Origin of the sequence: Reinekea marinisedimentorum (assembly GCF_004341165.1) — a bacterium.
In the GTDB taxonomy this organism is placed as follows: Bacteria; Pseudomonadota; Gammaproteobacteria; order Pseudomonadales; family Natronospirillaceae; genus Reinekea; species Reinekea marinisedimentorum.
The window spans coordinates 195,442-207,472 of sequence record NZ_SLZR01000004.1 but is presented as its reverse complement, the minus strand read 5'-3'; the positions used below and the strand labels follow the sequence as shown (position 1 = coordinate 207,472).

General features: G+C 49.8%; 11 protein-coding genes. 8 read left to right on the top strand and 3 right to left on the bottom strand.

Translation table 11 applies throughout. The features are described from left to right. Nucleotides 1–325 precede the first annotated feature (325 nt). The 7 genes from ppc to BCF53_RS06980 all read left to right on the top strand — a co-directional run bounded on the left by ppc (nt 326) and on the right by BCF53_RS06980 (nt 8,516). A complete protein-coding gene (gene ppc, locus BCF53_RS07010) occupies nt 326–2,947 on the top strand; it encodes a phosphoenolpyruvate carboxylase (RefSeq protein WP_132700879.1) in 2,622 nt (873 codons plus the stop codon). 156 nt (nt 2,948–3,103) lie between these two features. After that, nucleotides 3,104–3,754: an adenylate kinase gene (adk, locus tag BCF53_RS07005; protein ID WP_132700877.1), complete on the top strand. Its 651-nt coding sequence runs from the start codon at nt 3,104–3,106 to the stop codon at nt 3,752–3,754. Between the two features lie 159 nt (nt 3,755–3,913). After that, nucleotides 3,914–4,132: a hypothetical protein gene (locus tag BCF53_RS07000; RefSeq protein WP_132700875.1), complete on the top strand. Its 219-nt coding sequence runs from the start codon at nt 3,914–3,916 to the stop codon at nt 4,130–4,132. Then, nucleotides 4,125–5,888 (top strand): ABC transporter ATP-binding protein, encoded by a 1,764-nt coding sequence (locus tag BCF53_RS06995; RefSeq protein WP_132700874.1) that lies wholly within the window; start codon nt 4,125–4,127, stop codon nt 5,886–5,888. Before BCF53_RS07000 ends, BCF53_RS06995 begins: the two co-directional genes overlap by 8 nt. Next, complete coding sequence (locus BCF53_RS06990; protein ID WP_132700873.1) at nt 5,882–7,666, top strand: ABC transporter ATP-binding protein; 1,785 nt, start codon at nt 5,882–5,884, stop codon at nt 7,664–7,666. Before BCF53_RS06995 ends, BCF53_RS06990 begins: the two co-directional genes overlap by 7 nt. A gap of 8 nt (nt 7,667–7,674) precedes the next feature. Next, a complete protein-coding gene (locus tag BCF53_RS06985; protein ID WP_207902671.1) occupies nt 7,675–7,995 on the top strand; it encodes a DUF3301 domain-containing protein in 321 nt (106 codons plus the stop codon). A gap of 71 nt (nt 7,996–8,066) precedes the next feature. Further along, nucleotides 8,067–8,516, top strand: coding sequence for a GNAT family N-acetyltransferase (locus BCF53_RS06980; RefSeq protein ID WP_132700871.1), 450 nt, complete (start codon nt 8,067–8,069; stop codon nt 8,514–8,516). Nucleotides 8,517–8,633: 117 nt separating this feature from the next. Here BCF53_RS06980 and pykF read toward each other — a convergent pair whose 3' ends face one another. Together pykF and BCF53_RS19290 are read right to left on the bottom strand one after the other, a co-directional pair. After that, nucleotides 8,634–10,046 (bottom strand): pyruvate kinase PykF, encoded by a 1,413-nt coding sequence (gene pykF / locus BCF53_RS06975; RefSeq protein ID WP_132700869.1) that lies wholly within the window; start codon nt 10,044–10,046, stop codon nt 8,634–8,636. 160 nt (nt 10,047–10,206) lie between these two features. Then, on the bottom strand, nt 10,207–10,374 hold the full coding sequence (locus tag BCF53_RS19290) for a hypothetical protein (protein WP_207902670.1): 168 nt from the start codon (nt 10,372–10,374) through the stop codon (nt 10,207–10,209). 189 nt (nt 10,375–10,563) lie between these two features. On the opposite strand from BCF53_RS19290, the gene BCF53_RS06970 reads away from it, so the two are divergent. Further along, entirely contained in the window at nt 10,564–11,013 is a 450-nt protein-coding gene (locus tag BCF53_RS06970) for an RrF2 family transcriptional regulator (RefSeq protein WP_132700868.1), read from the top strand. A gap of 24 nt (nt 11,014–11,037) precedes the next feature. Here the strand turns inward: BCF53_RS06970 and BCF53_RS06965 are convergent, their stop codons facing one another. Next, the gene (locus tag BCF53_RS06965; protein WP_132700866.1) at nt 11,038–12,030 is read right to left on the bottom strand and encodes a dihydroorotate dehydrogenase-like protein; all 993 of its coding nucleotides are present in this window, start codon (nt 12,028–12,030) and stop codon (nt 11,038–11,040) included. Between the last annotated feature and the right edge of the window lies 1 nt (nt 12,031).

Genomic DNA, 12,031 nt, shown 5'->3' with positions numbered 1-12,031 from the left:
GAATCATTGTTTTACGATTGGTGTATTCACATTAGAATAGCCACTGATTTTGACTCTCTTGCATTACTATGCCGCCCCAAACAATCGTTTGGGGTTCTTTTTGTATGACAATATTGCTTCAATTGAAATACAGTACGCGAATAGTCTCACCTCTAACATCTAAGAAACCTTTCTTTTATGCATTATCATTATTAATCCAGCGGTTGAGTATTGTGTGCTTCTTTTGGCTAGCCTGCCGAAAGGTCTAATAGGCACATTGCTCAGCCTGAAATAGGCTAATTAGCAATGTCTGATGTTTATCAGCAATAGCTATTGGAGTTATCAAATGACAGTTATACCGGATACTTTACGATCTCACGTGCGCCTCCTTGGCGAGCTGCTCGGAGATACCCTGCTCGAGAGCCATGGGCCCGAGTTGTTCCGGAAGGTGGAAGAAATTCGAAAACTGGGCAAGGAGGCATACGATGATCGCGACAGCGATGTAAAGCCGCTGCAAGCCGTACTGGCCAGCCTGGAAGACAAAGATATTCTTCCTATTGCGCGTTCATTCAACCAGTTCCTCAACCTCGCTAACATTGCTGAACAGAATTATTTCTCCAGTGCGGAGGCGTCGCAGCGTGATGTTCTGGAAGAGGCGATTGATGAGCTGACCGAAGAGCTGGGCAAAGAAAAGGTAGGCGAGGCCTTGTCTCAGTTGAATATTGAGCTGGTTCTGACCGCTCACCCGACTGAGGTTTCCCGCCGAACCCTGATTCGCAAGTATGAAAAAATTTCCAATGCACTGACCAACCTGGGAAGAACTGATTTATTCCCTTATGAAATCGACAAGGTGCGTGGTCAGTTGCGTTCAACCGTTGACGAGATTTGGCATACCGATGAAGTGCGTGAAGAGCGTCCTTCTGCGGTTGACGAGGCCAAATGGGGCTTTGCGGTGATCGAAAACTCTCTGTGGCATGCGTTGCCGGACTTCATGCGTGAGTTCGATGCCATTGCCCGCCGCAAGATTGGCCAGGGTTTAGCGCTGGATGCCAGCCCGTTTAACTTCTACTCATGGATGGGGGGCGACCGCGACGGCAACCCGAACGTGACCCATAAGGTGACCAAAGAGGTTATTTTGCTGGGCCGTTGGATGGCGGCAGATTTGTATCTGCGTGATATTAAAGATTTGACCGCCAGCCTGAGTATGCAAGCCTCAACAGACGACTTCCGTGAAAGGTATGGTAACGGTGAGAAAACGCCATACCGCGCCTGTATGCATGGCATTCGTGACCGCCTGGAAGCAACCCGCAGCAGGATGGAAGCCCAGCTGAAAGGCTTGCCTTTGCCGGTGCAGTCCGAGCAGCCGCTGCTGACGAAGAGTGATTTGCTGGCACCGCTGGTGGCTTGTTATGACGAGTTGATGGCGCTGGGTTTAACCCGCGTTGCCAATGGTGCATTGCTGGATACCATCCGTCGTGTTCATTGCTTTGGCCTGAATCTCGCGCCGCTGGATATCCGACAGGACAGTGAACGTCACGTTAAGGCTATTGATGAAATTACCCGCTATCTGGAACTGGGTGAGTACGAAAGTTGGGATGAAGCCAAGCGTCAGTCGTTCCTTTATGAGCAACTGCAAAGCAAGCGTCCATTAATTCCGCGCAGCTGGAATCCATCTGACGATACCAAAGAGGTTCTTGAAACCTGTGTTGTGATTGCAGCGGAGCCGCCAGAGGCGCTGTCGCACTATATTATTTCGATGGCTCAGCAACCTTCGGATGTGCTGTCTGTTGCGCTGTTGCTCAAAGAAAGCGGCGTTACCTGGAATATGCCAATCGTTCCGTTGTTTGAAACGCTCGACGACCTCGACCGCGCACCTAAGGTGATGTCGCAGCTGTGGTCGAATGACTGGTACCGCAATTACGCCGCCGGTTCGCAAACCGTCATGATCGGCTACTCCGATTCAGCCAAAGATGCCGGTAAAATCACCGCAACCTGGGCTCAGTACCGCGCTCAGGAGGCACTGGTGGAACTGTCTCAGCAGCAGGAAATATCCTTGATGCTGTTCCATGGCCGTGGTGGCACCATTGGTCGCGGGGGCGGCCCGGTTGAAAAATCTATGGCGTCTCAGCCTCCGGGCTCTGTTCCGGGTCAGATTCGGGTAACTGAACAGGGTGAGATGATCCGCTACAAGTTCGGTGCGCCCCGTGTTGCGATTCGAAGCCTCGCTGTGTATATGGCGGCAACGTTGCGGGCAACACTGAAGCCTAACCCGGCGCCGAAGCAGGAGTGGCGCGATTTAATCGGCAAGATGTCTGATGAGAGCCTGGCGGTTTACCGTCGCATCGTTCGTGAAGACGAGCGCTTTGTGCCTTATTTCCGTTCGCTGACGCCAGAACAAGAGCTGGGCAAGCTGGCACTGGGCAGTCGCCCGGCCAAACGCAAAGCCAGTGGTGGTGTTGAAAGCTTGCGGGCGATTCCATGGGTGTTTGCCTGGATGCAGGTTCGCCTGAATCTGCCGGCCTGGCTGGGTGCCACGCAGGCTCTGGAATATGCCGCAGAAAACGAACTGGATACGCTCAAGGAAATGATGGAAGAGTGGCCGTTCTTTGCTGCCTACATTGATCTGCTGGAAATGGTTGTCGGTAAGGCAGAATGCTCCATTGCATCCTATTATGAAGAGCAGCTGGTCGCAGAGCAGTACAAGGGCCTGGGTGTTCAGCTGCGTGATGATCTGCAGCGCTGCCAGAATTTGCTCAACGAACTGCGCAATCAGGATCAATTACTGGCTTCCGATCCTTTGCTGCTGCAATCGCTTCAGGTTCGCGCACCCTATACGGATCCGCTGAACTATATTCAGGCCGAGCTGTTGAAGCGTGAGCGTAAAGCCGGTCAGATAGCGCCGGAGCTGGAGCAGGCGCTGAAAGTGACAATGGCGGGAATATCAGCCGGTATGCGCAATACAGGTTAATTTGACAACGACTGAACAGCGGTTAAACCTGACCGCTGGTTGTATCTAAAAAGGAGCGCAGGTAAAGTAGCGCCCCTTATAAAACTTAGGTTGCCGGGACTACGCTGAAAAGTAAAAGGCAACTGCAAGTACGATTAAAATAGGAGTACGTTTTCAATGCGTATTATTTTGCTAGGGGCACCTGGTGCTGGTAAGGGTACACAGGCCAAGTTCCTGTGTGAAAAATATGATATTCCACAAATTTCAACTGGCGATATGCTTCGTGCCGCAGTAAAAGCGGGTACTCCGCTGGGTGTTCAGGCTAAAGAAATCATTGATCAGGGCGGTCTGGTTTCTGACGATATTATTATCGGCCTGGTTAAAGAGCGTATTCAGGAAGACGACTGCAAAAATGGTTGTCTGTTTGATGGATTCCCTCGCACCATTCCACAGGCAGATGCGTTGAAATCTGAAGGCATTGATATTGATGCAGTTATCAATTTCGATGTGGCCGATGCAGAAATTATTGCACGCTTGAGTGGCCGTCGTGTGCATCCGGCTTCCGGTCGTGTTTATCACATCGCGCACAACCCACCTAAGCAGGAAGGTCTGGACGATGAAACCGGAGAGCCTCTGGTACAGCGTGAAGACGATCAGGAAGCGACCGTGCGTAAGCGTCTGGATATTTACCATGAGCAAACCAAGCCGCTGGTAGAGTATTATTCCGGTTGGGCAGAAGCGACCCCTGCTGAAGCACCAAAGTACGTCTATATTGAAGGTGTTGGCAGCGTAGAAGAAATTAAAGAAAAGGTACTGGGTGCGCTGTAAGCAGCACGGGTATTTTTCACTAAAGCGCCAACTGGCGCTTTTTTTATGCCTGTAATTCGGGTTGGCCTGCCTGAAGCCTCCACCTTTTACACAAAGCCAATAGTCTTTGAGATTGAAAAGTGTACACTATTCAATTCGATCTTTAATCTGGATACCTGTATGACGGAGCATTCTGAAAACAGCCAAAGCTGTTGCGGGCGGGGCGGCAAGCGGCCAGGCTGCGGGCGCAAGCCGGGTGTGAAAACCAGACCGGTCCGGTTGCCTGAGTGGCTGCTGGATGCGCTTGAAGAAGTCGGCGATCCTCGCAAGAGCATTGTCAAAGCCTGTATGGAACAGTACGGAATTCAACGCCCGGCTAATAAGGATCGTCATGAATAAAAGGCAGTTTATCAGTCACTTCTTTCGGTTAAACCTTTCGTCCTACCTGTTGGCGCTTGTATTTATCTTTACCGTGAACTGGCTGCAGGTGGAGATCCCCCACTTTATTCAGAAGGCGATTGACCTGATTGATGATCCGACATCGGCCGGGCATGAGCAGCTGAAATTCTATGTATGGGTCGTGGTCATCATGGCAGTATCCATGATTGGCATACGCATACTCTCCCGGGTTTATGCGCTTAACCCGGGGCGGATTACCGAAGCGGCGCTCAAGGGCGATCTGCTGCATAAGCTCAACCGGTTGCCCAACAGCTATCACGAAAAATTCGCATCCGGAAAGCTGATTTCAATCATTAACAACGATCTGAATGGTGTCCGGCTGTTTTTCGGTGCCGGCTTTTTACAGCTTTCCAATGTAGTGTTCGCTCTTTCGCTCACCCCGCTCTGGATGTGGCGTATATCGCCAGAGCTGACACTTTACTCGGTTATTCCGATTGTGTTTGGCTTTGTTGTCTTCCGTATGGGCTTTAAACGCATGAAGAAGCTGCATGTGGAGCATCAGCGCCGGCTGCAGGATCTCTCCGCGCAGCTCATGAACTTCCTGTCCGGGATCGATCTGATCAAAAGCCAGAAGATGTCTCCCTGGGTCAGCGCTGAGGTTGAAAAGATGAATCAACTGTTACTGCGTTGCCGTATGAAGATTACCCGCATTCAAACCTTTGTGATGCCGGTTCTGGATTACGCAAATAACCTGATGAAGGTTCTGGTGCTGGGGCTGGGCGGCTATATGTTACTGAATCAAAACCTTACGCTGGGTGAAATAACCGCCTTCCTTTCCTATTCGGTGTTGCTGGCGCTTCCGCTGATGCAGCTGGGGCGGGTCGCAACTATCTATCAGCGCGGTATGGTGGGTATCGACAGTGTGCAGACCATTTTAAACGCTGAAATTCCCGAGCAGGATCTTCAGCAGCATGCCGATGCCGACCGGCAGAAATTGCGCAGAGCGACACTGTCGGTTCGTAATCTAAGTTATCAGTACCCCAATGACAGCCGCCCGGTACTGAAAGACATAAGCTTCGATATTCCACCCGGTAAGAAGATTGGCGTGTTGGGCAGCATTGGCTCAGGTAAAACTACCCTGGTGAATTGCCTGAACCATCATTTGGATGTTCCCGCGGGCAGTATCTTTCTCAACGAAACGGATATTACCGAAATGTCCCGCAGTGACCTTCGGCGCTACGTTAAAACCGTTACTCAGGACCCTTACCTGTTTTCCGCTACAGTAGAAGAAAACATTCGCTTCGGCAGTGGCGATGGTGAGGTCAGTAAATCGCAGGTTGAAGAGGTCCTTGCATTGAGCCAGCTGGCTGGCGATGTTTCCCGTTTTGAAAAGGGTGACCAGACCCTGGTTGGCGAAAAGGGCATCATGCTTTCCGGAGGCCAAAAGCAGCGCTTAAGTATCGCCCGTGCTCTGTTGATGCCTGCTGATTTGATCATCATGGATAACGTGCTTTCAGCCGTCGACTACGAAACTGAACGTAAGATCCTGCAGGGGCTGTTTGCCCGGCTCGATACCCAATCGGTTCTGGTGGTGTCACATCGGGTCAGTGCGCTTGAGTATATGGATGAAATCCTTGTGCTGAAGGACGGTCAGGTCATCGCCAGCGGCAGTCACGACGAGCTGTTAAAAACCAGTGCTTACTACCGGGAAACCTGGCAGTTGCAGCAATACGAAGAGGAGGCTGCCGCATGCTGAAGGCTGTTGATTTACATTACATGAAGCACTTCTTTAAGTTTGCCAAGAAATATAAAGCTTCGGCGTTTTTAGGGATCAGCATGTTGCCGTTTTCGGTGGCCACCAGCCTGCTGTTTCCGTGGCTGATCATTCAGGTCATCGATCAGCATTTGGCTCAGGGCAATATGGACAGCCTATGGCGATACATCTTTTACCTGGTACTGGTGCTGGTAGCGAACTATATCGTTGAGTCCACCTACTCATACAGCTTACGAAAAACCGGCCAATACACCATTACCGATATGCGGGCCGCGCTGTTTGCGCGGGTCATGAAATTGCCGCGCAGTTATTTTGATAACACGCCAAACGGCGTGACACTTTCACGCCTGACCAGCGACCTTGAAACCATCGGAGAATCCTTTGTGCAGGCCATTGTCGGCCTGGTTAAAGATTCAATCAACACCATCGCTCTGTTGGTGATGATGTTCTTCATCGATTGGAAGTTAACGCTGGTGGTTGTCCTGGTAATGCCACCGGTGATGTACCTGACGGTTTATATCCGTAATAAATTGCGGGCAACCTTTAAGGTCACCCGTTCGGCGCTGGCACGCGGTATCGGTTATTTGCAGGAATTATTGCACGGCGTGAAAACCGTTCAGCTTTACCGGGCTGAAGATGAGGTGGAGGGAAAATATAAAGGCTATACAGAAGAGTTTTTGAAGGCGCAGTTAAAGGTGAATAAATACGATGCCGTGTTGTTTGCATTTATTTCCGGCGTCACCTCCATCACCATAGCGCTGATGATCTGGTACGGCTCCGGCCAGGTGTTGCAGAACAGCCTTACGCTGGGTGTGTTGATTGCGTTTATTAATACCCTTGAAAAGGTATTTGTGCCGATACGCGATTTCACATCGCAGATTGCCTCTATCCAGAGTTCATTTGCAGCGTTCGATCACATTGAAGAGCTGTTCACTGAGGCGACTGAAGACGAAGGCCGCGCGTTGCTGCCTTCACAGCAGGTGGCCGGGCAGTTAACAGAATTTAAACGGCTTGAGTTTAAGAATGTCAGCTTCCGTTACAACGAAGATTCTCCTTATGTGTTGAAGAATGTCTCCTTTGTGCTGGAGGCCGGTCATCAGGTTGCGTTGGTGGGTGCTACCGGTTCCGGCAAATCGACCATCTTAAGGTTGATCTCCAAAACCTATCAGGATTACGAGGGCAGTATTCAGCTGAACGGAATTGAGCTCTCTGAACTTTCTGTGGATGACAGCAATCACCTGTTCTCGCTGATGATGCAGGATACCTTCCTGTTTGAAAGCACCGTTCACTTCAATATTGCCTTGGGTAAACCGGAGATAACTCACGATGCAGTCCGGCAGGCCGCAAAGTACGTATATGCCGATCAGTTTATCGAGAAGCTGCCGGAGAAGTATGACTTTAAGCTGGATAAAAACGGCTCAAATCTGTCTATTGGTCAGACGCAGCTGATCTCCTTTGCGCGGGCAGTCGCTCAGGGCGGGCAGGTCATGATGCTGGATGAAGCCACCAGCTCGGTGGACTCAATCACAGAAGATCTCATTCAGAAGGCAATGCAGCGTTTATTTGCTGAAAAAACCGTCATTGCAATAGCCCACAGGCTGAGCACTGTGCGTCATTCCGATATGATACTGGTGCTCGAGAATGGGGTTATTGTCGAGCGTGGCAATCATGATGAGCTGGTGCGGGCCGAGGGCGTCTATGCCGGGCTGTTAAACGATGCCAGAGCATTGCAGACTGAACCGGGACTGATTACAGCTTAGGGTTATTTATGAATTTGATGTTGTCTGATGTGGTTTGGTTTGGCGCTCTGTGTATCGCCGGGGCACTTTGGTGGCATGGTCAGGGCGTGAAGTCATTCGCTCTGAAGAAGGTGCGCAAATACTGTGAGCAGCATAATCTGCAGTTGCTCGATGAAACTCTGGTGCTGCGCCGCTTCTGGCCGGTCAGGGGTGAGCAGGGCAGTTTGGCCTTGCGCAGAAACTACCGGTTTGAGTTCTCCTCGACCGGCGAATACCGGTATACCGGCCGCATTGTTTTATTGGGCTATAAGGTGAGTTCGGTCGAGGTCGATTCATATCATTTAGATTAATCTTTGTGCTGTAGCAGCCGCCAAAAACGACTAATCTTTTAACAAACAGAGTAAAAGAGAAGGAGCGGTTGATGACGATACTGCAGCAGTCCGTTGGATACCCGGTCGCAAGGTTGACATCGCAGAGTTCAAAGCCCCTTGCGTTGCTTAACGCAGAGTTAATTCAGGATGAGGGGCACAGCAACAGCATGACCCTGCAACAGCTTGAAGAGCGCATGATTGATTGGCTGGATAGCGGCCAGTACCAGTGCTACGCCATCATGCACCGCAGCCTGCCGGTGGCCTATTGTTTGTGTCGCACAGAGGCCGAAAGCCTTTATATTCGCCAACTGTTCACCCTGCGTAATTATCGTAAACGGGGGTTGGCAAAAAAGCTGCTCGACTATGTTGAAGCTCATGCCGGGCCGGCACAAATATTACGGCTGGAGGTTCTGGCCACCAATAAGGCAGCCATAAAATTTTATCAGAAGCTGGGGTATAAACTTTATGCGCACACCTTTGAAAAGGTGGTTCAGGATTAATGCCGGAGCCAGACGGGTCTGTTGACTCAGTAGCCGCAGTTATCAGGCTGGTTTACTGAACCATAAAAAAAGGAGCCATTGAGGCTCCTTTTTAGGTATTAGCTAACCGCTACCCTATTAGTCGATGTAGTGGACCGATATGGTGTTGGTAGACTGGTGCTGAGCACCGGCAACAACCAGGATGGCATCGCCAGATTTAGCGTGACCGTATTCAACTGCTTTCGCTTTCGCTTTCTCGTAGATAGAGTCAGTGTCAGCAAACGGCTCAACAACAGAAGTAGTAACGCCTTTAGACAGACACAGGTGCTGAGAAGTTTTCGGGTCAGTTGTGATAGCCAGAATGCGGGCTTTAGGGAAGTACTTACGTACAGCCTTAACAGACTTACCTTCAACAGTAGATACAACGATTGTGTTGATATCCAGTTCTTTCGCAGTTTGTACTGCAGCTTTAGAAACCGCTTCAGTAACACGCAGCGCGCCTTTTTCTTCCGGCAGTTTAATTTCAATCTGCTTCATAGCCATATCGGTACGCTCACAGATCTGAGCCATGATAGCGACTGTTTCTGCTGGGTACTTACCTTTGGCGGATTCACCGGAAAGCATTACTGCATCGGTACCGTCAAGAATTGCGTTAGCAACGTCACCGGCTTCAGCGCGGGTAGGACGTGGGTTCTTGATCATGGAATCCAGCATTTGAGTTGCAGTGATAACCGGCTTACGTGCCAGTACACATGCTTTGATCATCATCTTCTGAGCGAAGATTACGTCTTCAACCGGAATCTCTACACCCAGGTCACCACGGGCAACCATGATGCCGTCAGATGCTTCCAGAATTTCGTCGAAGTTATCAACGCCTTCCTGGTTTTCAATTTTAGAGATGATCTTAACGCGCTTGCCACCGTTGGCTTCAAGAACAGCACGGATCTCATGAACGTCAGATGCTTTACGAATGAAAGAAGCTGCAACGAAGTCAACATCCTGGCTTGCACCCCAGATGATGTCGGACTTGTCTTTTTCAGACAGGGCAGGCAGCTTAACGCTAACGCCAGGCAGGTTAACACCTTTCTTGTTGCCCAGTTCGCCAGTGTTTTCAACACGACAAACAACGTCGTTGCCGTTGATTTCAGTTACAGTCAGGTTCAGAAGACCATCGTCCAGCAGTACAGTGTTGCCAACAGACAGGTCTTTTGCAAAATCTTCATAAGTCACAGCAACGCGGGTTTCGTCGCCGACTACAGTCTGGTCAGTTGTCAGAGTAAATGTCTGACCGGCCTTCAGTACAACGTCGCCGTTTGCCAGGTTCATGGTGCGAATTTCTGGGCCTTTGGTGTCCAGTAGAATCGCTACTTTCTTACCAGTTTCCTTAACAACTTCACGCAGAGCGCTTACTCGAGCGCCGTGCTCATCGTAATCGCCGTGAGAAAAGTTCAGTCGCATTACGTTCATGCCAGCCATAGTCAGTTTGGTCAGCATTTCTTTAGATTCGGAAGCCGGTCCGATCGTACATACGATCTTGGTCTTACGCGTCATTTTTGAAGCCCTTTTGTTCAGGATTGTCAGTTTCGGTTTAAAACTTAAGTAAAACTTTATAGGTGGCGAATACTAGCAATTTTTAATGAATATTTCATTATGTACGTAGGTTTATTTGTCATACAAAAGGCAATTTGAGCCCTGATTTATATGACTTAGATCATCGTTTTGTGTCGGGAAAGTCCGCTTCAGCCCCCATGCACAGGGCTTTGGTTGTTTTTTGTTCGGCAAACCCAGAATTTGAAACAGCCTGCGCCAATGTACAAAATCGTGAATTGGCTTCTAAACAATGTAATAAAATTACCACATTTATGAGAATGACTTCCATTACGCTTCATTGTAGCCTCGTGGTCTTCAGTTTCAGTACCCATTATTACGATAAAAAGACCGCTATAAGACTATCTGGTTATAACGCTACGATCTCTGATGATCTAAAATGATAGTTAATATGCCTGAATTGGCTATATGATGCCTGAGTCACAAAGTCGCCAAGCCCTTATAAGAAGGACTGCCACACATGAAAATTAATAGCTTTACCAACTATGCGTACCGAATCCTGATTATGTTGGGTGCCAACCCGGACAAGACGATCTCTCTAACTGAGATCGCCAGTGCCTACGATATCTCGTTGAATCACCTAAAGAAGGTTTCGGCGAGGTTGGTTGAAAATGGCTACGTCTCAACAGAACGAGGTCGCTCCGGCGGGCTCAGAATCAGTAAGCCTGCGAGCGAAATTGGATTAGGGGAAATTTTCCGTATTGCACAAACGGATACCGCCTTTGTTGAATGCATGGCAGAAGAGGGCGAAGGCTGTGTCATTTCGCCGGTTTGTCAGTTGCAATCGATCTTTAAGAAGGCGCTGGGTGAGTTTATAGCGGTGATGGATCGCTATACTCTGGCCGACCTGGTCGAAAATAAAGCCGACCTGAACAACCTGCTCGGTATTGAAGCTGTTCAGGTGGAATAAGCCAGGTTAGCGATCTCCCAGTGATTAACGACGGTACAACTGAAGGTTCTGGTAGTAGTTGACGCGCTCAAACACTGCCGGGTCCCTCAGTTGTTGCATTGAATACCTGCCTCTGAAGTCCTCCAGCTCCAGTTCCTGTTCTTCCAGCCATTGCTCAATTTCAGTCTGCCATTGCGTCAGGGTGCTTGGCCCTGTGGAAAGCAGTGCGCTGGTGGTATGCACAACATTTGCGCCAGAACCGATCAGCTTGAGTACGGTTGCTGAGTTGTGAACACCACCGGTTGCGCCGAGTGACAGCCCGGTCTGGTTGTAGAGCAGGGCGATCCAGTGCAGTGCCCGCAGGTATTCATACTTATTTGAAAGGTTCAGGCTTGGGTAAACCTGGCCGGTATCCAGGTCGACATCCGGTTGATAGAACCGGTTGAACAGGCTGACGCCATTGGCACCTGCTGCTTCCAACTGTTTAACGAAATTCCCCGGCGAAGAAAACTGATCGCTGAGCTTAAAGGTCAGTGGCAGTGTTGTTTCAGCTTTCAGGGCATTCACAATCTGCAGATATTTTTTTTCAATTTCGCTGCTTGTTTTATCCGTATCAGACGGCACCGAATACAGGTTAACCTCGAGTGCATTCGCGCCGGCCTGCTGAATATCCTTGGCAACCGACAGCCACTCGCCACTGCCGATGCCGTTAATACTGGCAATGACGGGAATATCCAGCGCGGATTTCAATTCCGTCAGGGTTTTCAGATATTGACTGGTGACATCTTCATAGTCGGTTGGTTCCGGCAGGAAATTATCCATTTCAGCAAAGCCAAAACTGTTGTCAGCGAGGTGGCTGGCAAATACCTTTTGGTGCGCGGTGACTTCTTCTTCAAACAGGCTGTGCATGATAATCGCCCCGGCACCGGCATCTTCAAGTTGTTTGGCCGTGTCTAATTTTTTGGTGAAGGGAGATGACGACGGAACCAAAGGGTTTTTCAGCGTCAGCCCCAGATAAGTGGTCGTTAAGTTTGTCATG

What these genes read in the sequence shown, in the direction of transcription:
- BCF53_RS19290 (WP_207902670.1), bottom strand. Translation starts at nt 10,374, where the DNA reads ATGGAAGTCATTCTCATAAATGTGGTAATTTTATTACATTGTTTAGAA.
- BCF53_RS06990 (WP_132700873.1), top strand. Translation starts at nt 5,882, where the DNA reads ATGCTGAAGGCTGTTGATTTACATTACATGAAGCACTTCTTTAAGTTT.
- BCF53_RS06965 (WP_132700866.1), bottom strand. Translation starts at nt 12,030, where the DNA reads ATGACAAACTTAACGACCACTTATCTGGGGCTGACGCTGAAAAACCCT.
- adk (WP_132700877.1), top strand. Translation starts at nt 3,104, where the DNA reads ATGCGTATTATTTTGCTAGGGGCACCTGGTGCTGGTAAGGGTACACAG.
- BCF53_RS06995 (WP_132700874.1), top strand. Translation starts at nt 4,125, where the DNA reads ATGAATAAAAGGCAGTTTATCAGTCACTTCTTTCGGTTAAACCTTTCG.
- BCF53_RS06985 (WP_207902671.1), top strand. Translation starts at nt 7,675, where the DNA reads ATGAATTTGATGTTGTCTGATGTGGTTTGGTTTGGCGCTCTGTGTATC.
- pykF (WP_132700869.1), bottom strand. Translation starts at nt 10,046, where the DNA reads ATGACGCGTAAGACCAAGATCGTATGTACGATCGGACCGGCTTCCGAA.
- BCF53_RS06970 (WP_132700868.1), top strand. Translation starts at nt 10,564, where the DNA reads ATGAAAATTAATAGCTTTACCAACTATGCGTACCGAATCCTGATTATG.
- BCF53_RS06980 (WP_132700871.1), top strand. Translation starts at nt 8,067, where the DNA reads ATGACGATACTGCAGCAGTCCGTTGGATACCCGGTCGCAAGGTTGACA.
- ppc (WP_132700879.1), top strand. Translation starts at nt 326, where the DNA reads ATGACAGTTATACCGGATACTTTACGATCTCACGTGCGCCTCCTTGGC.
- BCF53_RS07000 (WP_132700875.1), top strand. Translation starts at nt 3,914, where the DNA reads ATGACGGAGCATTCTGAAAACAGCCAAAGCTGTTGCGGGCGGGGCGGC.